Origin of the sequence: Clostridium neonatale (assembly GCF_001458595.1) — a bacterium.
Lineage (GTDB): Bacteria > Bacillota > Clostridia > Clostridiales > Clostridiaceae > Clostridium > Clostridium neonatale.
Window position 1 is genome coordinate 2,338,618 of the sequence record NZ_LN890328.1, and the last position, 21,492, is coordinate 2,360,109.

Sequence of the window (21,492 nt, forward strand, 5' to 3'; positions counted from 1 at the left end):
TTTTCACAAATTATATTATAGCGAAAATTCTTTTGTTTTATTATAAACCTCATCATCAACTTCAGCCATAATATAAACTCCATTTTCCCTATAATCTTCTTCTAAAATTCTAGCATTACGGTGTAAAAAAGACTGAATATTAGTTTTATCATATGGTATAGTATATTCGACTTTTTTATAATTATATGGAAGTTTTTCTTCTATCAATTCTAAAAATTCATCTAGATTCGTTCCTTCTTTAGCTGATATTTCTATATACTCTTTACCTTGAATTATTTCCTTAATTGAATTTATATTTTCCTCACTAGCTTTATCTATTTTATTTAAAACTATTATTGTTTCCTTATCGATAGCACCAAGTTCTATTAATACTTCGTTAACTGCCATGTATTGTTCTATAGCAGTATCACTTGAAGCATCAATAACATGACATAACAAATCTGAAAAAACAACTTCTTCTAGTGTAGATTTAAATGCCTCTACTAAATCATGTGGAAGTTTTCTTACAAAACCTACTGTATCAGTTAATGTTATTACCCCTTTATTTTTTAGTGTTATGGCTCTTGTTGTAATATCCAAAGTAGCAAACAACATATCAGCCTCAAAAACTTTATCTTTATTTTGAGCTTCTTTTTTAGCTGCTAAATCACAAAGTGCATTTCTAAGAGTTGACTTTCCTGCATTAGTATAACCAACTAAAGATACCTTTGGTATATTTTCTTTATTTCTCTTTTCTCTTTGAACTTCTCTTGTCTTTTTTATTTTCTTAAGTTCACATTTTAAGTCATATATTGTTTCCATTATATGTCTTCTATCAGTTTCGAGTTTCTTTTCTCCTGGTCCTCTAGTACCAATACCTCCACCAGTTCTAGATAACACAGTTCCAAGACCTTGAAGTCTATTTAATCTGTATTTAAGCTGAGCAAGTTCAACTTGAATTTTAGCTTCCTTACTTCTAGCCCTTGTTGCAAATATTTCAAGAATTAATGTTGTCCTATCAATGACTTTTGCACCAATGGCAGCTTCTAAATTTCTAACTTGAGAGCCTGAAAGTTCATCATCAAAAATAATTACATTTGCATGTTCTATTTGTCTCATAGATGCAATTTCTAATACTTTTCCTCTTCCTATATAAAAAGCCGCATCTACTTTATTTCTACTTTGGAAGACAGTTTTAAGTACTTTTATATTGCAAGCTTCTGTTAATTCTTTTAGTTCCTCTAGACTTTCTTTTGTATCAGAACCAACTAATATTGCTTTTTCTTCGCTATCTTCTATAACATCATTAGTTTTTATTAAATTTTCAATATGTTTTATTTTATCTAATATATTTATAGATGTTATTTCTTCTAATGAAAGATTTTGTTTTTCTTCAAATTCCAATTTATTGTTATATAACGTTAGAATTCCTAATGAAAAATCTATTATTTCTCCTTCTCTTATTGCCACTGAAACTATAGCATCTAATTTTAATTTAAGCAATGCTGTTAAATCTAGAGCAGAGAGATTACAGTATGCATTAGGATGTGTATGTATTACTCTTATGCCTGATAATCTTTTTTCTTCTATATTTATTACAGGTACTTCTACAGAAGTCGAATCCCCAATTGCAACTGAAGTTACATTACCCTTTCTATTTATTCCAACACTTATTTCTCTCTCAATAAAGCTAGAAACTTTTGATATAATATTTAAAATATCAACATTACATATTTCATCTTTTAGAGTTTTAATAGAATAAATCTCTTCTAATTGATCTAATGTTGATTTTCTTATTCCTTCTATATTACCATAAATCATAAAATCACCTCATATAAGTTATATTGATAACTTTCACCTAATTTTATACTATTAAATTACTATTGTAAAGTTTATACATACCATAGTTCGCCATCAATATTATATATATTTGAATTAAAATTATATAATCGTATTGATCTTAAATTAAGAGATAATTAAACAATGTTTCATTTAATGTATAAGCCCTATACTTTTACAAATTATAAAACTAGAGGACTCTATTTTTTATAATCTATTTTTTACATTAATGATTCATATGAAACTTATAATATTTTAATAATAAATTATTATACTATAAACAATTTATAAAAATAGAGCTCATAAAATTCTACAAAATGGTTGAAAATATATTATAATAATGCAATAATATATGCTATATCACTTCGGTGAATTTTATTACTAAAATCAAAAGGAGAATATATATAATGGAAGATAAAAAGCGTAATATTCTTTTTTCTGAAGAGCAAATCAATACTAGAATCAAAGAACTTGGCAAAACAATAGCTGATGATTACAAAGGAAAAAAAATCTATCTTTTATCACTACTTAGAGGAAGTTTCATATATGCAGCCGATCTTGCTAGAGCCATAGATTTAGAAACTAAAATAGGATTTATGACTACTTCAAGTTACGGTCATAGCGAAACATCTTCTGGAACAGTTAAAGTTGTTAATGATATTCCAGACAACATTGAAGGCTGGGATGTTTTAATCGTAGATGATATTGTAGATACAGGCATAACAATGGATTTTGTTGTAAATCATGTAAAAAAACTCAATCCTGCCTCAGTAAAAACTTGTGTATTACTTGATAAACCATCAAGAAGAAAAGTTGAAATAACACCTGATTACTGCTGCTTTGAAATTGAAGATGTCTTTGTCGTTGGATATGGATTAAATTATGGTGATTTCTATAGAAATATACCATATGTATTTAACTGGGAAGAGTAAAACATAATTTTTTTCTTTATCAATTAAGTATCATATAGATTTAAATTGTAGTCTATTATGAGATTTTAATAATGTATTATTTTTACTCATTCTATGTTTGAATTATAATATAAAAATGTAGATATCCTTCATGGATATCTACATTTTTATTTAGATTCTTCATTTTCTTTTGGATATATTGCCATATTTGGCACCTCTCCAACAATAATAGTATCACATACCGGAACTTGCGTGTTTACATCAATTTCTGTACTTTTAATAGGTAATTTAATTCTAACTTTTCCATTAACGTTTAAATATATCTTATGTCTTGTTTGATTTATTCCAGCACTTTCAAATTTTGATTCATAAGTTACTACTACATTTCCTATAGGTTCAACTTCCATTGATATCTTTGGTCCTAAATTGTAAAATAAACTTTTTTCTGTAATCCATCCTAATGGAACCTTTATCTTATTATTACTCATATCAGCTAAAGATTTATTACATTCACTTGAAAGCCTTGAAGCGATATAATTCAACTTTCCGGTATCTGATTGAATCAAAACTATCTTTCCATTGTCATCCTTTTCTACATTTATCATTTCATTATATTTAAATTCCTTATTTAATATACGTAAGCTTGTTTCATTAATTATGTTTAAAGTTTGAGTTTTTGCCATAACTTCTGATATTTGAATAACAGATGGCATAACTCTTTTATCAAAAAAAGCCAAAGTTGTATTTAAAATTATAATAATGATAATAATAAATAGAAGTAAAGGTAAATATTTTCTGCTCTTTCTTCTGGTATAATATTCCATATAATAACACCTTTATATTGAGTTATTCATCTACTCATACTATAATTATGCTATAATAATATAGGATATTATTAATATTTTTTAAACCTTATTAATTTTAGGAGGATGAAATGGCAATTAATAATTCACAAAAACCTGATAAATCTCCTCAGTCAAAGAAAAAAGCAAAGAAAAAAAAATCAAAAGCAAAAAAAAGAAAAAGAATCTTTAGAAATATTGGCTTAGGATTATTCTTTTGTTTTTTATCAGTTTTCGTTATCTTTGCAGGATATGCTTTTGCTATTATAAAAACTACACCACCACTAGATGTTAATGCTGTATTAACATTAAATCAACCGTCTAGTCTTTATGATAGTAATGGTGCTTTTATGGATAATCTTCATACTGAAGAAGAGCGTTACGTTATAGAATCTAGTGAAATACCACAAAATTTAAAAAATGCTTTCATCTCTATTGAAGATGAAAGATTCATGAAACATAACGGAATCGATATTCAAAGAATTGCTGGTGCTGCTATACATGATGTAAAGAAAATTTTGACTAAACAAAAGGGATTACACGGTGCTTCTACAATAACTCAACAATTAATCAAAAATACTATTTTAACCAATGATGTTTCAATAGAAAGAAAAGTTAGAGAAATTTATCTAGCGGTTAATTTAGAAAAAAAATTAACAAAAGATCAAATTTTAACTGCGTATTTAAATACAATACCATTGGGTGGCACTGCTTATGGTGTAGAAGCTGCTTCACTAATGTATTTTAGTAAAAGTGCTTCAGATTTATCATTAGTTGAATGTGCTTACTTGGCTGGAATTACTCAAGCTCCAACATATTATAGTGCGTATACTCAATCCGATCCTAATAATCCAACATATATAAATAGAACCAAAACCGTTTTAAGTATGATGCATCAACTTGGCTATATTACACAAGATGAGTATAACGATGCTATAAATCAAGTTAGTAATGGCGGATTGGTGTTCAAACGTAGCAAGGTAGACTATAAAATGAACTATGAGTGGTTTGTTTATCCTGCCGTATCTCAAGTAAAAAAAGATCTAAAAGAAAAATATAAATACACTGATGAAGAAGTTTCAAAACTTATTGTTAATGGCGGATTACAAATATATACAACAATGAATAGAGATCTTCAGGACTATACTCAGTCTACCTTAAATGAGTATAGCAATCTTGGTGTTTCTAATGCTGAAACATATGATGCTGATGGTGTTCCACTACTTCAGGCTTCTGCAACTATAGTAAATTATAGAACTGGTGAAGTTCTTGCCATGGTTGGTGGAAGAGGTGATCAAAAGCCTCAGTCAACTAACAGAGCTTATAACGCATTAAAACCTATAGGATCATCAACTAAACCACTTACTGTTTACGGTCCTGCTATAAATGAAGAAGTTATAACTGCTGCAACGGTTATAGATGATGCTCCTTTTGAAAAAAACACTTTGAATAATGGTCAGCACTATGATCCTAAAAATTCACCTAATGTGTATGCTGGATTAACTACTGCTAGGGAAGGTGTAAAGTACTCTAAAAACGTAGTATCTGTAAAAGTTGCAGACATGCTTGGCCTAAACACTGCCGTATCTTATGGTGAACAATTAGGATTAAAATACAACTCAGAATCTAAATCTTCTATTGCTTCTATAGCTCTTGGAGAATTTAATAACAATCCTAAGGATTTAGATGGTGGTAATACTTTTGTACTTGCAAATGCATTTGGAACATTTGGGAATAATGGATTATACACCGAGCCGGTTTTATACAGTAAGGTTGTTGATGCTAATGGGAAAACTATATTAGAAAATAAATCTCCTACTCATAAAGAAGTATTTTCACCACAAACAGCCTATATCATGTATGATGTTTTAAAAGGTCCTATTTCTTATAATGCATCTGCTGCAAAATGGGGAGATATGCCTGTAGCAGGTAAAACCGGTACTACAACTTCGTCTACAAATTTATGGTTTTCAGGACTTACTCCTTACCTATCTGCTTCTGTTTGGATTGGTTATGATAATCCAACTACTTTATATGGAAGTTCAAGTGGATGTGCTGCTCTTTGGGGTAAATTAATGCAAAAAGCTCATGAAAATTATAATGTTACTGAAATTGAAGCACCAACTGGATTAGTTACTGCAAATGTATGTAAGGATTCTGGATTATTACCTTCAAACTTATGTACCTCTGATCCTAGAGGCAGCAGAGTAATTACAGAATATTTTATTGAAGGTACAGAACCTACTGAAACTTGTAAAACTCATGTATCTGCTAATGTTAATCTCTTAAATGGTAAGCTTGCAACACCTGCAACGCCTAGCATTATTACAAGAAGCAAAGTATTTATAGCTAAAGATAATCCAAACCCTGTGACAGCAGATTATCCATATATATTACCATCGTTATATGATAACACAGTTGGTTATGATGAAAATAGTGGTCCTGTTGAATTTTATCCATCAGACAATGAAAATCAAGATGGAACGAATTCACCTACTCCACCTGTTAATGAACCTCAAGTAAATGAGCCACCAGTAACTGAATCACCTATTGAAAACAAACCAACTTAACTTAAACTTATAATAAATTAAATATATAAAAAGCAAATGTGATTAATAAAAATAATCACATTTGCTTTTTTTTTACGAATAATATACAATACTATAAACGCATATTTCGACATTTTTTTATTTTTAGGAGGTATATAAATGATTTTTTTTAATAATTTTATAGGAAAAGTAAATGATTTTTTATGGACATATGTTTTAATTGCTCCTTTAATAATTCTAGGAATATATTTTACATATAAAACCAAATTCGTACAATTTAGATTTTTTAAAGAAATGTTCATATTACTCGGAGATGGATTCAATTCATCTAGAGATAAAAACTCTATTTCATCTTTCCAGGCATTTTGTATTAGTACTGCTTCAAGAGTAGGTACTGGAAACCTAGCTGGTATTGCAATTGCTATTTCAGTTGGTGGACCAGGTGCAATATTTTGGATGTGGCTTATTGCCTTAATTGGATCTGCTTCAAGTTTTGTTGAATCAACCCTTGCGCAGATATATAAAGAAAAAGATAAAGAAGGTAACTTCATAGGCGGGCCTGCATATTACATGGAAAAAGCATTAGGTCAAAGATGGATGGGTGTAACATTTTCTATTTTAATTACTATATGTTTTGGATTAGTATTCAATTCTGTTCAATCAAATACTATTTCAATAGCTATGAATGAAGCTTTTGGAACAAGTAAATTGCTAATTGGAATTTTATTAACTGCTATTACATTATTTATAGTATTTGGTGGAATAAAAAGAATAGCTAAAGTGTCTGAAATAATTGTTCCAATAATGGCAACAGCATACATACTTATATCGTTATTTGTAGTATTTAAAAATATAACTGCTGTTCCTTCAGTAATAAAGTTAATCTTTACAAGTGCATTTAATCTTGAATCAATATTAGGTGGTACTACTGGTGCTCTTATTATCGGAATAAAAAGAGGTTTATTCTCAAATGAAGCAGGAATGGGAAGTGCTCCTAATGCTGCTGCTACAGCAGATGTTTCTCATCCCGTTAAACAAGGTTTAATTCAAACATTAGGTGTTTTTACTGATACAATCTTAATTTGTAGTTGTACTGCCTTTATTATATTACTTTCAGGAATAGATTACTCAGATAAAGGTCTTACAGGTATTCAATTAACTCAAAATGCTTTAAGCTCACAAATAGGTGAACTTGGTAGTATATTCATAGCCATATGTGTTCTACTTTTTGCTTTTAGTTCAATTGTTGGTAACTACTATTACGGAGAATCTAATATTGAATTCCTATCTGAAAAAAAGATCTATCTTATCATATATAGGCTTTTTGTCGCTGGAATGGTTTTATTTGGTTCTGTAGCAAGCTTACAAATAGTTTGGGATTTAGCCGATGTCTTTATGGCTTTAATGGCAATAATCAATCTTATTGCAATAATTCTTCTTGGTAAGTTTGCATTTAAAGCTTTAGATGATTACACTAAACAAAAAAAATCTGGAATATCTGATCCAGTTTTTAAATCATCATCTATTCCAGAATTAAAAAATGCAGATGAATGGAAATAAGTTTTTTATAGTAAAAATACAGGTATATATTTTTGTGTATACCTGTATTTTTATTATTTTAATAAAATACTATTATTGAGTTTTAACTTTTTTTTCTGTCCCATCTTTTAATGAATTAACTATACTTCCATCTTCTGAGCTTATAAATATCTTCCATCTTATTTCATTAGAATCAATATCTTTTCCTGTAATAATCACCATATAGCATAACTCAGATATTGTTCCTACTTTTTCTTCAATTTTATTATCTGCATAAACTAGGGATGTCCCAGCTTGAACAACTCCGTCATTATTATATTTCAAAAAAAATGCTTTTCCATACTCTTCAGCTTCTTTTTCTGAAATATTTATTTTAGCTTCTTTGCATTCTCTTTGCATTGTAGAGTTGGAATAACCATCTAGCATTCCATTTTGTTTATCTATATTTAATTTAATTTCATCGAAATAAAATGGATATCCGTCTTTTGCCCTTGTATATATAAATGAATAATATGGTAAATTGTTTTCATCATTATTTAATTGAATTGACTTCAGTACTATATCTTCACTATATATATTGGTTAAATATTTTTTTGATAATTTTTTTGCTTCATCTAATTCTATTTTAATTTCGTTTGCTTTTGGTATATCTTTTTTTATAAATCCTATTACATTATTATTTTTGTCTAGATCCAAAGCATACTCTTCACTAACAACACTCTTTTCTACCAAATCATTTTGACTAGTAATTCTATTGTCTCTTTTATATTTTGCATCGTTTACTTTTATCTTTACATCAATGGCATTAATAGATTGCAATTTACTTATAAAATTTTTACATGACTTAATATCCTCAGCTCCTGGTCCAACATACTTATAAGCTATTAATACAGTAATTAGTATAAGAAACAATAAAAAAACACTACTAAGAATGGTAACTTTTTTAAACTTCATAATGTACTCCTCTCAGAATTACTATGGACATAGTTAAATTATATCATATTATTATTTATGTTGAATATCCCACTGGTTTTATTTGCTTATAAATAGTTTAATTACTTTTCATTTTAAAAATCAAGTTTTTTTAAAAAAATATTGATTTTTAAATATAAAGTCTATATAATATGTTTGTTTAGTAATCTTAAACTTAATGTTTAGTAAAAGTTATAATATAGATGATTTAGTAGGTGAAATTATGCAAATTGGAGAGAAAATTCGTATCTTGAGAATGGAAAAACAATTAACTCAAGAAGAACTTGCAAATCGATGTGAATTATCCAAGGGATTTATATCACAAGTAGAAAATGATTTAACCTCACCATCAATTGCTACTTTAATAGATATACTTGAAATCCTTGGAACAAACTTACCGGACTTTTTTAGTGATACAAAAGAAGAAAAAGTTACATACTCTAAAGATGATATGTTTGAAACTGAAGACAGTGAACTTAAGTACTCTTTAAAATGGTTAATCCCAAATGCACAAAAGAATGCAATGGAACCAATCATGATAACTATTGAAGCAGGTGGTCAGTACATTGAGGAAGAACCACATGAAGGTGAAGAATTTGGCTATGTTTTATCTGGTTCAATAACGCTTCACTTAGGTAAAAAGAAATATAAAGTAAAAAAAGGTGAGAGCTTCTACTACAAAGCTAAAGTTACGCACTATATTTCTAACAATAGTAAAGTACCTGCTAAGGTAATTTGGATTAGTACTCCACCATCATTTTAATTTTTAGAAAGAGGTGTTCTTGTGAGCGAAAATATTTTAGAACTAAAAAACCTTAACAAATCTTATGGTGAACAAAAAGTATTAGATAATTTATCTTTAAATATAAAAAAGAATGAATTTTTAACATTACTTGGACCAAGTGGATGTGGTAAAACAACTACCCTTAAAATAATTGCTGGATTTGAAAATGCAGATTCTGGAGAGCTAATATTTAAGAACAATGATATTTCAACATTGCCTCCATACAAAAGAAAAGTGAATACTGTATTTCAAAAATATGCATTATTTCCTCATATGAATATATTTGATAATATTGCTTTCGGACTAAAGCTTAAGAAGCTTCCAAAAGATGAAATAAAAAATAAAGTAGAAGAAATGCTTTCTTTAGTTGCTCTAAAGGGATTTGAAAAAAGAAGTGTTGATTCATTAAGTGGTGGCCAACAGCAAAGAGTTGCTATAGCAAGAGCATTAATTAACAAACCTGAAATACTACTTCTTGATGAACCTCTAGGTGCATTGGATTTGAAGCTTAGAAAAGAAATGCAAATTGAATTAAAAAAAATTCAACAAGAAGTTGGAATAACATTTGTTTTTGTAACACATGATCAAGAAGAAGCTCTTACAATGTCAGATACTATTATAGTTATGAATAAAGGAATTATTCAACAAATGGGAACACCACAGGACATTTATAATGAACCTGCTAATGCTTTTGTTGCAGATTTTATTGGTGAAAGTAATATACTTAACGGAACTATGATAGATAATTTTAAAGTAGAATTTTGTAATAAAACTTTTGAATGTGTTGATGAAGGCTTTGAAAAAATGGAGCCTATTGATGTGGTTATAAGACCTGAAGATATAAAAATGGTAGATGCTGATAATGGAATGCTTAAAGGAACTGTAACTTCTCAAATCTTCAAAGGAGTTCACTATGAAATGATTGTTTCAACTGAAGAATTTGATTTTATACTTCATAATACTAAATGCGCTGAAGTAGGCAGTATCATAGGTCTTGATATTTATCCTGAAGACATTCATATTATGAGAAAGAGTGGGCAAAATGAATAAGAAAAAAACTTCATTAATTGCTTATCCTTATTTTGTTTGGAGCGCATTATTTATAGTAATTCCATTAATCATAGTTTTATTTTTCAGCTTTACAAAAGAAACTTCTTCAGGATATGCATTTTCATTAGAAAACTATACTAGATTGTTATCTCCTCAATATTTTAGTGTATTTAAGAGATCAATATGGCTAGCTTTTATATCTACTATAGCTTGCTTAATAATAGGATATCCTATAGCATACATAATTTCTCAAATGAAATCTAGTACTAGAAATCTTTTAATAATGTTATTTATTCTTCCAATGTGGATGAATTTTTTGCTTAGAACTTATGCTTGGTTACCTATCTTAGGAAAAACAGGTATTATAAATACGCTACTTAGGAAGATTGGAGTTGCACCAATTCAATTTTTATATAATGATGGTGCAGTGCTACTCGGAATGGTTTACAATTTTCTACCTTTCATGGTATTACCATTATATACTATATTAATTAAAATGGATAAAGATTTAATTAATGCTGCTGCTGATCTGGGTGCCAATAAGTTTAAAGTATTTATGAAAATTATACTGCCATTAAGCGTTCCTGGAATCTTCTCAGGTATCACAATGGTATTTATGCCTGCCGTTTCTACATTTGTAATTTCTAGATTACTTGGCGGCGGACAATATATGTTAGTCGGAAATTTAATTGAACAACAATACACAACAATGGGAGACTGGAATTTTGGTTCTGCTATTTCAATATTTATGATGATTATAATTCTAATATTTATGGCTATAACCTCAAAATTTGACAGCAGTGACAGTAAGGAAGGCGGTGGACAATTATGGTAGCTAAATTAGAGCTATTTATAAAAAGATTTTATTTAATTATCATTTTTTTGTTCTTATACACACCTATCTTTACGCTCATGGTATTTTCATTTAATGAATCTAAAACTATGGGTAAATGGACAGGATTCACTTTTAAATGGTATTTAGAATTATTTAATAATAACAGACTTATGTCTGCACTTTATTATACTATACTAATTGCTTTATTAGCTTCAGTAATATCAACTATAGTTGGAACAATAGCAGCAATAGCTATATCTAAAATGGGTGGCAAATTAAAAGCATTAATTTTAAATATTAACTATCTGCCTGTTTTAAATCCAGATATAGTAACTGGTATTGCTCTTATGAGTTTGTTTATATTTTTAAAGTTTGATTTTGGATTCACTACAATGCTGCTTGCACATATAACATTTGATATACCATATGTTATTTTATCTGTATTGCCAAAATTAAAGCAATTACCTGAAAACACGTTAGAGGCTGCAGCTGATCTTGGTGCTACTCCAATATATGCTATAAGAAAAGTAGTTATTCCTCAAATAAAACCTGGAATATTTGCTGGATTTTTAATGGCTTTTACAATGTCAATTGATGACTTTGTAATTAGTTTCTTTACTACTGGACCTGGAGTAACAAACTTATCTATTGAAATATATTCAATGGCTAGAAGGGGCATAAAACCAGAAATTAATGCACTTTCTACATTAATGTTTATTACCGTATTAGCTTTATTAATAATTGTTAATAAAAAACAAAGTTTAACTGAAAAATAATTAATATATAAGAGGTGATAGTTTTGAAAAAATTCAAGCTTTTAGGCGCATTAGCTTTATCTTCACTAATATCTATAGGACTTTTATCTGGATGTGGAAGTTCAAACAATACTGCTGATAATGGAACTGTATATTTCTATAACTGTGGAGATTATATCGATGAAGATTTATTGGCTAAATTCACCAAAGAAACCGGGATAAAAGTAGATTATTCTACTTACGATACTAATGAAATCATGTATCAAAAATTAAAAAGTACTCCTGGAAGTTATGATTTAGTCATTCCATCAGATTATATGATTGAAAAAATGATTAAAGAAGATATGGTTGAAAAATTAGATTTTAATAATATACCCAATTATGAATATATAGATGATACGTATAAAAACTTATCATATGACCCTAATAATGAATATTCTGTACCTTACATGTGGGGAACAATAGGAATAATTTATGATCCTGCTGTAGTAACCGAGCCTGTTACTAGCTGGGATATTTTATGGAATACTAAATATAGTGGAAAGCAAGTAATTATGTTTGATTCTATGCGAGATACCATAGCTATAGGGTTGGATAAATTAGGATATTCTATAAATAGTACTAATCCAGATGAAATAGCTGCCGCTACAGATGAATTGGTTAAACAAAAACAAACTATGGATCCACTTTATTATGTTGATGAAGTTAAAGATAAGATGATTAATGGAGAAGCTGCTTTAGCTACTGTTTGGTCTGGAGATGCTGCATATATTATGTCTGAAAATCCAGAGCTTAAATATGTAATTCCAGAAGAAGGATCAAATAAGTGGTTTGATGCGATGGTAATACCTAAAGGTTCTAAAAACAAGGAAAATGCTGAAAAGCTAATTAATTTTTTAACTGATCCAGAAAATTCAAAACAAAATGTTGATTATATTGGTTATTCAACTCCAAATAAAGCTACCTATGAGATGTTAGATGATGAAGTTAAAAAATCTTATCCATCTAAAGATGTTCTTGATAAATGTGAAATATTCGTTGATTTAGGTGATAATCTAAAATTATATGATGATGCATGGATGAATATAAAAACTAAATAACTAACTTATAAATGATACCCACTATCCGAAAATCTCAAATAGTGGGTATTATTTATTTTAATTCTGAAAACCATAAATTGATTTCTTCTTCTGCACTTTCTACTGTATCAGATGCATGTACGCAATTTTCTGTTTTACTTCTAGCATATCTATGTCTTATTGTTCCTTCAGCGGCATCATCTGGACTAGTTGCACCATTTATTGCTCTTACTCTATTTACTGCCTCTTCTCCTATTAATATAATTGCTACTAATGGACTTCTTGTTATAAACGTTATTAATTCCTCATAAAAATCTTTACCTTTATGTTGAGAATAATGTTTTTCTGCAATTTCTCTTGTTGCTTTCATCATTTTTAATTCTTTTATCTTTAAACCATTAGCTTCATAACAACTTATAATATTTCCTATTATATTTCTTTCTACTCCATCAGGCTTAATTAGCACCATAGTTCTTTCCATAATAAAGTCATCCTTTCTATAAACACTCACGTTGAAATTATTCCCTAGTTTACATATATTATACTCAATTTTCAGAAAATTAGAAACACTTTTATATGTATATTATTATTTTTTTTAGAATATGCTATAATTTAAGTATTAATTCATGCTATAAGTTTCAATATATAAATAAATTACTTATACTTAGGAGGATTTATGATTAGATATTCAATAATTGTTGATGGTAAAGTTCAAGGTGTAGGATTTAGATATTTCACTCAAATGAAAGCTATGCAGTTTAATTTAACAGGTTTTTGTAAAAATCTATATGATGGTAAAGTATCCATAGAAGTTCAAGGCTTAGAGCAAGATATCCTTTCCTTTATTGCTGCTATAAAAAAAGGAAATGGCTTTTGTCGAGTTGATGATTTAGTTTTAGATAAACTTTCTATTATAGATAATGAAAAAAAATATTCTATCAAATATTAAAACATGTTGCATCATAAAATAAATAAAGAGCGTACTGAGTTTAGTGTGAATAACCGAAATAAAACTCTTATGTGGTTCTCTGCTTATGTGTAGTATTGCATTAAATATTTTAGCCTTTAAATTCTTTGAAAGAGGCTGAAGGCCGTTCCAAAATTGTTTGTCCAACACTTGTTGTCGGAGCAAACTTTTTTGGGAGCAACCTCTTTCATTAGAATTTTTGGCTGAAATATTTACGCAATCGAGCATATCATATATTGAATTTCAGTTGTTATCCACTAAACCATGATTATACGTCCTTTATTTATGTTATTATGCAAGGTCATATTCTTTATTACCTAGCTTTTCATTTTCCAAGCTATTAAAGTAGTCTTCTGTTTCTTTTATAACAACCTTTCTAAGCCCTATAAGTCCAACTAGGTTAGGAAATGCCATGCATCCATTAACTATATCTGCAATTATAAATATTAATTCCAATGGCAAGAAAGGTCCTATTGCAACAAGTACTATATATATTATTCTATATGGCATTATAGACTTAGTTCCGCATAAATATTGCATACACTTTTCACCATAATAGTTCCATCCAAGTATGGTAGTAAATGCAAAGAAAACTAATCCTATATTAACAATGTATTTTCCAATAGTCGCTATAGGTAAACCAATTTCAAAAGCTGCTGATGTAAGTCCTGCTCCTTCAATTGTTGCTCCAACTTCAAACACACCAGTGCTTCCACTTGTTAATACTATTACAAGTCCTGTCATTGTACAAATTAGTATTGTATCAAAAAATGTTCCTGTCATAGAAATCAAGCCTTGTCTTGCTGGAAAATTTGTTTTTGCTGCTGCTGCTGCTATTGGTGCACTTCCAAGTCCTGATTCATTTGAAAATACCCCTCTTGCAATTCCATTTCTAAGTGCTACAGAAACAGTTACACCTGCAATTGCACCACCTACAGCTTTAGGATTAAAAGCACTAGTTATTATTAAACCTAAAGCTTGTGGTATTGCTCTAAAATTACATGCAAGTACTATAACAGCTCCAATAATATATGCTACTGCCATAAATGGAACTATTGCTTCAGATACTTTTGATATTCTTTTAATTCCACCTAATGTTACTAAAGCTACTAATGCTGTTATGACTACAGCAGTTGCAATTTTAGGTATATTAAAATTTTGTGCTGCTGCTGCTATTGAATTAACTTGACCAAATGTTCCTATTCCAAAGAAAGCAACTCCAACACCAAACAATGCAAATAATTTAGCTAACCATTTCATACCTAACCCATTTTGTATATAGTACATAGGTCCACCACACATTTGTCCGTTTTCATCTACTTCTCTATATTTTATTGCGAGTACACCTTCTGCATACTTAGTTGCCATTCCAAAGAAAGCCGCAATCCACATCCAAAATAGTGCTCCTGGCCCTCCTGCTTTTACTGCTGTCGCAACACCTACTATATTTCCTGTTCCAATTGTTGCTGATAACGCTGTACATAGTGCTCCAAAACTTGATACATCTCCATGTGCATCATCATTTTGAGCTTCTTCATCTTTTCCAAATACATATTTTAATGCTAACGGTAATTTAAAGACTTGTAATAATTTTAAGCGAAGTGTTAGATATATTCCAGTCCCAACCAAAAGTATTAATAAAGGTGGCCCCCATATAATATCATCGATTTTTTGAAATACATTTTGAATTGTAGATGTATTCCCTGCTAATAAGAAATTTGAAAATAACATAAAAAAATTCCCCCTAATATTTTTTATCATTGGAGGAGAATAAGAGACTATGCAATTCATAATTCAAAGTTTACAATTTACAATTTAGGTAAAAAACTTTCAGTTTTCTTAATTTAAATTTATCAAAAATAGCAAAGCTATTTTTATCCTCAATTATACATTGTGAATTATACATTGTGAATTGTCATGCTTCCTATCCTCTGTCCTTTTACCTGAGAGTTTCAATACTAAAAAAATTTACTACTTTAAATAATAAATGTAATAATATTTTCTTCAATATTTTGCTCCTTCGGTGCTCATTCATAAATGAGTCTCTCCAGAGGCTCGTCCAGCAACGGTCCTAATACCTGAAAGATTTGCTTCTTCGGTGTATTATAATAAATCAAAAAGAAATTATAAATAATAACTCTCCCACTGCCTTCATCCGAACATTTATATTTAATTTACCCTTAAAATTATATAGTTATTATTAACTTATTTCAAGTATTTTTAATCCTTTCTTGATAATTTTATATTTTTTCAAAATTTGCATATAAATTAACAGACTTTTTAGTAGTTTTTTAAGCGATTACACTATTCTTTGAATATATTTAAATTCTTTTTTCTGCAAAATTATTATAAATAAAAACTGCTTTCATATAGAAAACAGTTTTTAATAAAATCGATTTTTAAATTTGAATAATTTTATATATTTAAATCAGTTAATTTTCCTTTTATTTTTAACTTTTTAAGTAACTTTTCAGGGTCAGAATTTATAATAAGTTCTTCCGGAAAATCTATAGAAGCAAGCATATCTATTGCTTCTTTAAATTCTCCTATTTTTGTACAAAAATGAGCATCACTATTCATAACTATTGTAACATTATATTTCTTACATAATTCAGCTATCTTAGTGCAATTACCCAAGCTACCAAGTCGAGAAGTAGTAAAAGAACTATTGTTAATCTCTATTAACACATCATTTTCTAAAGCACATTTCACTATTTCTTCATAATTTACGGGAATCATAGGATTCCCTAGATGCCCTACAATATCAATCTTTCCACTTTTTATTGCATTAACATATGCTCTTGTATTTTCTTCAACCGATCCCATATTGTATATCGGTTCATGTATACTTCCAATTACTATATCAACCTTCTCTAAAGTTTTATCATCCATATCCATCTTACCATCATGGTTCAATATATTAGCCTCAACTCCATAAAGCATAGTTACACCATACATTTCTCTAGGTAACACTTTGTAGTTATTAAAATACCAAATATGTGGTGCATTTGGCATCATACATCCATGTTCAGTAGTTCCAAGAACTTTGATACCTTTTTCTGATGCCGCCTTCGCATTTTCCATTAAAGTTGAATAAGCATGACCGCTAACTATTGTATGAGTATGTACATCTAATGCATATTTCATCAAAACATTCCTCTTTTCATTAAGTTTATAATTCTATATTTATATTATCATAGTAGAAATTTAAATTAAACCTAATATTCTTGTTAAATATTAGTAAAATACTGATATATTAAATTAAAATATCCTTGCCTATCTAAACTTTATAAAACAATAGAACTATGCCAATGACATAGTCTTATTATACATATTAAATATCTACTCTATTCCTTTTTTCTCCTCTATTATAAGCTCTTATATTTTCCAATAAATCTGTAAATAGTCTATCTCTAGCTTCTTCACTTGCCCATGCTATATGAGGCGTCATAATTAATTTTTCAGTGTTTTTTATACTAAGTAAAGGATTATTATTTGGTATTGGCTCTGCTTCAAATACATCCAAAGCTGCTCCACCAATTATTTCTTCATCTATAGCTCGTGCTAAATCTTCATCTACAACAATAGGACCTCTTCCCACATTAATTAATATTGCATCTTTCTTCATCATAGTTAAAGCTTTATAATTGATTAATCCTTTTGTTTTCTCATTTAAAGGTGCATGAATTGATATAACATCACATGTTTTTAACAGTTCTTCCAATTCAACTCTCACAAAATTAGAATCTGAATTTTTACCTGATGTAGAATAATAAACTACTCTTGCACCAAAAGCTTGCGCAATTTTGGCCACTTTTTTCCCTATATTGCCCAAACCTATTATTCCCCAAACTTTTCCTGATAGATCATTATAAGTTCTTTCTAAGTTCGTAAACATTCCACTCTTTGAGTATTCTCCACTTTTTACGAAATCATCAAAATACCTTATGTTATCATATAAAGTAAGTAATAACGCAAAAGTATGTTGAGCAACAGTTCCAGTTGAATATCCTGCAACATTTGTAACCGCTATCCCATTTTCTTTTGCATATTCAATGTCTATATTATTATACCCTGTAGCCATTTCACATATTAATTCTACATTATTTGCAGATTTTAAATTGTTTCTATCTAAAACAACTTTATTTGTTAAAATGATATTTGCATCCTTTATTCTCTCTTCAACATCATCCTTTTCTGTTTTATCATAATAAGCAACTTGTCCAAATTCATTTAGTTTAATATAATCAACATTTCCTAATGTTTTTCCATCTAAAACAACTATGTTTCTCATAATTATTTGCTATTTTATAAGTTATTCACCCTATAAAATAACCTTCGCCTCCAATCACATATTAAATTTATAATACTTTATAATAAATCATATCTCAAATATAATTGAATGTAAATACATAGAAATTTATTAGTACAATTAGTTTTATATCACAAGAAATTACTAAACATATACTAAATAAATAATCATTTATACATATCATAGATTATAAAAAATTAGTATTCTATTCTTATTAAAGGTATCAACTTATAAAGAGAAAAATATAAAAAATATATACTTATATAAAAATAAAGAAATGCAATATATGAATATGCGTAGTATTTATATTAACCTCTGCTAAGTCAAATTTTTCTACACTCTATCATATATTGAATTTCGATTATTTTTCACTAAACTTTGATATTACATCATTTTTATATTTTATTGTACCTTAGCTGGTTCTATATGCCAAATCTCATCGCAATATTGCTTTATAGTTCTATCACTTGAAAATTCACCTGAATTACTTAGGTTAGCTAAGCACTTTTGAGCCCATTTCTTTTTATCTTTATAATCTTCAAATACCTTATCTTGAGCTTTCTTAAACAAATCAAAATCTGCAAGCAAAAAGTATTGATCACCTTCTTCTAATAGTGCATTATATATATCTTCAAAATAACCTGTTCCACCATCATTTAGCATTCCATTAATTAATGTATCAATAACTCTCTTGATACATGGATTATTTCTATAGTATTCTTTTGGATTATAGTTATTCTTTAATTTTTCAATATCCTCAACTCTTAATCCAAAGATATAGTTATTTTCTTCACCACTTGCATTTACTATCTCAATATTAGCTCCATCATATGTTCCAAATGTTGGTGTGGCATTTAACATGAACTTCATATTTCCAGTTCCGGATGCTTCTTTACCAGCTGTAGAGATTTGTTTTGATAAATCTGATCCCGGGAATAATTTTTGAGCATATGATACTCTATAGTTATGAGCAAACACAACTTTAATTCTTCCAATAGCAATTGGATCACTATCTATAAGTTTAGCTATTTCATTTATAAGCTTAACTATACCTTTTGCCCTTCTATAGCCCGGAAATGCTTTAGCTCCAAATATGAACGTAGTTTTCGGTACTTCAATATTCGGATTTTCTTTTATTCTGTAATACAAGTCTAAAATATATAATGCATTTAATAACTGTCTCTTATATTCATGTAATCTCTTTATTTGAATATCAAAGAATGAATCTGGATCTACTTCTACACCTTCCTCTTGTCTTATATAAGCAGATAATTGTGCCTTCTTTTCTCTCTTAATTTTCATAAGATTGTTCAATACTTCATCATTATCTTTAAATTTATCTAATCCTTTTAAAATACTTAAATCTTTTACCCACTCCTCAGTACCTAATAATTCTGTAATAAATTCAGATAATTCTGGATTACAGAGTCTAAGCCATCTTCTTGGAGTTATACCGTTAGTTTTATTTTGAAATTTTTCTGGATATAAATTGTACCAATTATTAAGTTCTTTATTCTTAAGAATTTCTGTATGAAGGGCCGCTACTCCGTTTACTGCACTTCCAACATAAATAGCTAAATTAGCCATTCTTATTTGATCATTTGTAACAATTCTAAAGTTCCAAATGGCACCTTCATCATATCCCTTTTGTCTTAATTCATTAATTAATGCGTCATTAATTTGATATGCAATTTGTAATATTCTTGGGAATAATCGTTCTATTAACCTTATATCCCATTTTTCTAAAGCTTCTGCAAGTATTGTATGATTAGTATAATTAAAGAATTTTTTTGCAATATCTAAAGCTGTATTAAATTCTACCTTTTCTTCATCAACTAGTATTCTCATAAACTCAAGTATAGATATAGTTGGATGCGTATCATTTAGCTGAGCTACATTGTATTTTGCAAAGTCAGAAAAATCATCTCCATAAGTAGCTTTATATTTCTTTATTATATCTTTCATAGATGCACTAGAAAAGAAGTATTGTTGTCTAAGTCTTAATACCTTTCCTGCTTCTGCAGTATCATTAGGATATAAAACCCTTGATATATCTTCTGCTTTATTTCTTGCTGATACTGCCTCAATATATTGTTGATTATTAAATAAATTGAAATCAAATTCTCTTAATGCTTCACACTGCCATAATCTTAATGTATTTATATTTTTAGTGTCATATCCTATTATAGGAACATCATATGGAACAGCTTTTACCTTCATGTCTGAAAAAGTTATTATTTGAACTTCATCATCTTTTCTTATACTCCAGCAGTCTCCATATTTTAACCAATTATCTTCACATTCAGTTTGAAAGCCATTTTCTATATTTTGCTTAAACAACCCATTGCTATATCTGATTCCATAACCAACCAAAGGCATTTCCATTGTTGCTGCTGATTCAATAAAGCATGCTGCAAGTCTTCCAAGTCCACCATTTCCGAGTCCAGCATCTTCTTCAACTTCTTCAATCTTATTTAAATCTAAATTTAGTTCATTAAATACTTCTTTAACTTCATCATATAAACCTAAATTAATTAAGTTATTTCCTAAAGCTCTACCCATTAAATATTCAGCGGAAAGATAATAAGCCATTCTGCCTTGATTATACCTTTTGCTTGTTTCATTCCAATTATCAACAATTTCCTCCATGATAGTTAATGAGATTGCATTAAAAATTTCATAGTCTTTTGCCTCTTCTAGTGTTACTCCATGTTTTACCTTTAAGTAACGCTTTACCCCTTCTTTTATTGATTGCTTATCCATTTTTTTCACACCTTTCATGAATTTCTCAAACTTAATATTCCATAGCTACCACAGCTACCATAACTGTAAATAAGTTATCATAGATTATATATAGTTTTTCTTTGATAGTATTATAATAAATTATTTTATATGATATTATCAATTTTACATTTAGATATCAAGAATACCAATAAACATTATATTAAAATACCTATTTAATATTGCACAATTCTATTCATAAAATTTTCTTATCATTATTGTTTTGATTAAAACAACATATTTAAATCTATTATATTTTATCAATATATAACTTAATTTATCTAATTATGAATTTTTT

The 21,492-nt window shown here is 28.6% G+C and carries 17 protein-coding genes and 2 riboswitches; of the genes, 9 read left to right on the top strand and 8 right to left on the bottom strand.

Annotation, left to right across the window (positions count from 1 at the left end; genetic code table 11):
* Positions 1-15 precede the first annotated feature (15 nt).
* The gene (hflX, locus tag BN2920_RS17480) at positions 16-1,800 is read right to left on the bottom strand and encodes a GTPase HflX (RefSeq protein ID WP_058296253.1); all 1,785 of its coding nucleotides are present in this window, start codon (positions 1,798-1,800) and stop codon (positions 16-18) included.
* Positions 1,801-2,225: 425 nt separating this feature from the next.
* On the opposite strand from hflX, the gene hpt reads away from it, so the two are divergent.
* Positions 2,226-2,750: a hypoxanthine phosphoribosyltransferase gene (hpt, locus tag BN2920_RS17485; RefSeq protein WP_058296254.1), complete on the top strand. Its 525-nt coding sequence runs from the start codon at positions 2,226-2,228 to the stop codon at positions 2,748-2,750.
* Positions 2,751-2,896: 146 nt separating this feature from the next.
* Here hpt and yunB read toward each other — a convergent pair whose 3' ends face one another.
* Positions 2,897-3,553, bottom strand: a complete 657-nt coding sequence (gene yunB, locus BN2920_RS17490; RefSeq protein WP_058296255.1) for a sporulation protein YunB — start codon at positions 3,551-3,553, stop codon at positions 2,897-2,899.
* 110 nt (positions 3,554-3,663) lie between these two features.
* On the opposite strand from yunB, the gene BN2920_RS17495 reads away from it, so the two are divergent.
* Complete coding sequence (locus BN2920_RS17495) at positions 3,664-6,141, top strand: transglycosylase domain-containing protein (protein ID WP_058296256.1); 2,478 nt, start codon at positions 3,664-3,666, stop codon at positions 6,139-6,141.
* Between the two features lie 138 nt (positions 6,142-6,279).
* Positions 6,280-7,680 carry an alanine/glycine:cation symporter family protein gene (locus tag BN2920_RS17500; RefSeq protein WP_058296257.1) on the top strand — a complete coding sequence of 467 codons (1,401 nt, stop codon included), beginning with the start codon at positions 6,280-6,282 and terminating at the stop codon, positions 7,678-7,680.
* 72 nt (positions 7,681-7,752) lie between these two features.
* Here the strand turns inward: BN2920_RS17500 and BN2920_RS17505 are convergent, their stop codons facing one another.
* On the bottom strand, positions 7,753-8,613 hold the full coding sequence (locus tag BN2920_RS17505; protein ID WP_058296258.1) for a YcdB/YcdC domain-containing protein: 861 nt from the start codon (positions 8,611-8,613) through the stop codon (positions 7,753-7,755).
* Between the two features lie 241 nt (positions 8,614-8,854).
* On the opposite strand from BN2920_RS17505, the gene BN2920_RS17510 reads away from it, so the two are divergent.
* The 5 genes from BN2920_RS17510 to BN2920_RS17530 are packed head-to-tail and all read left to right on the top strand — an operon-like array spanning position 8,855 to position 13,155.
* Positions 8,855-9,394: a helix-turn-helix domain-containing protein gene (locus BN2920_RS17510; protein ID WP_058296259.1), complete on the top strand. Its 540-nt coding sequence runs from the start codon at positions 8,855-8,857 to the stop codon at positions 9,392-9,394.
* 21 nt (positions 9,395-9,415) lie between these two features.
* Positions 9,416-10,465: a spermidine/putrescine ABC transporter ATP-binding protein gene (gene potA / locus BN2920_RS17515; RefSeq protein ID WP_058296260.1), complete on the top strand. Its 1,050-nt coding sequence runs from the start codon at positions 9,416-9,418 to the stop codon at positions 10,463-10,465.
* Entirely contained in the window at positions 10,458-11,300 is an 843-nt protein-coding gene (locus BN2920_RS17520) for an ABC transporter permease (RefSeq protein ID WP_058296261.1), read from the top strand. Before potA ends, BN2920_RS17520 begins: the two co-directional genes overlap by 8 nt.
* Positions 11,294-12,076: an ABC transporter permease gene (locus BN2920_RS17525; protein ID WP_058296262.1), complete on the top strand. Its 783-nt coding sequence runs from the start codon at positions 11,294-11,296 to the stop codon at positions 12,074-12,076. The genes BN2920_RS17520 and BN2920_RS17525 overlap by 7 nt, the downstream gene beginning before the upstream one ends.
* Positions 12,077-12,099: 23 nt before the next feature.
* A complete protein-coding gene (locus BN2920_RS17530) occupies positions 12,100-13,155 on the top strand; it encodes an ABC transporter substrate-binding protein (protein WP_058296263.1) in 1,056 nt (351 codons plus the stop codon).
* 52 nt (positions 13,156-13,207) lie between these two features.
* On the opposite strand, the gene ndk is transcribed toward BN2920_RS17530, so the two are convergent.
* Positions 13,208-13,618 (bottom strand): nucleoside-diphosphate kinase, encoded by a 411-nt coding sequence (gene ndk, locus BN2920_RS17535; protein WP_058296945.1) that lies wholly within the window; start codon positions 13,616-13,618, stop codon positions 13,208-13,210.
* A 192-nt stretch (positions 13,619-13,810) separates the two neighbouring features.
* On the opposite strand from ndk, the gene BN2920_RS17540 reads away from it, so the two are divergent.
* Positions 13,811-14,083, top strand: coding sequence for an acylphosphatase (locus BN2920_RS17540; RefSeq protein ID WP_058296264.1), 273 nt, complete (start codon positions 13,811-13,813; stop codon positions 14,081-14,083).
* Between the two features lie 309 nt (positions 14,084-14,392).
* Here BN2920_RS17540 and BN2920_RS17545 read toward each other — a convergent pair whose 3' ends face one another.
* The 4 genes from BN2920_RS17545 to BN2920_RS17560 form a co-directional block, all read right to left on the bottom strand.
* Positions 14,393-15,832, bottom strand: coding sequence for an alanine/glycine:cation symporter family protein (locus BN2920_RS17545; RefSeq protein WP_058296265.1), 1,440 nt, complete (start codon positions 15,830-15,832; stop codon positions 14,393-14,395).
* 197 nt (positions 15,833-16,029) lie between these two features.
* Positions 16,030-16,155, bottom strand: a riboswitch (glycine riboswitch).
* 2 nt (positions 16,156-16,157) lie between these two features.
* A riboswitch (glycine riboswitch) is annotated at positions 16,158-16,256 on the bottom strand.
* A gap of 260 nt (positions 16,257-16,516) precedes the next feature.
* The gene (locus BN2920_RS17550; protein ID WP_058296266.1) at positions 16,517-17,248 is read right to left on the bottom strand and encodes a phosphatase; all 732 of its coding nucleotides are present in this window, start codon (positions 17,246-17,248) and stop codon (positions 16,517-16,519) included.
* A gap of 187 nt (positions 17,249-17,435) precedes the next feature.
* A complete protein-coding gene (locus tag BN2920_RS17555) occupies positions 17,436-18,395 on the bottom strand; it encodes a D-2-hydroxyacid dehydrogenase (protein ID WP_058296267.1) in 960 nt (319 codons plus the stop codon).
* A gap of 420 nt (positions 18,396-18,815) precedes the next feature.
* Positions 18,816-21,176 carry a glycogen/starch/alpha-glucan phosphorylase gene (locus tag BN2920_RS17560; RefSeq protein ID WP_058296268.1) on the bottom strand — a complete coding sequence of 787 codons (2,361 nt, stop codon included), beginning with the start codon at positions 21,174-21,176 and terminating at the stop codon, positions 18,816-18,818.
* Positions 21,177-21,492 lie beyond the last annotated feature (316 nt).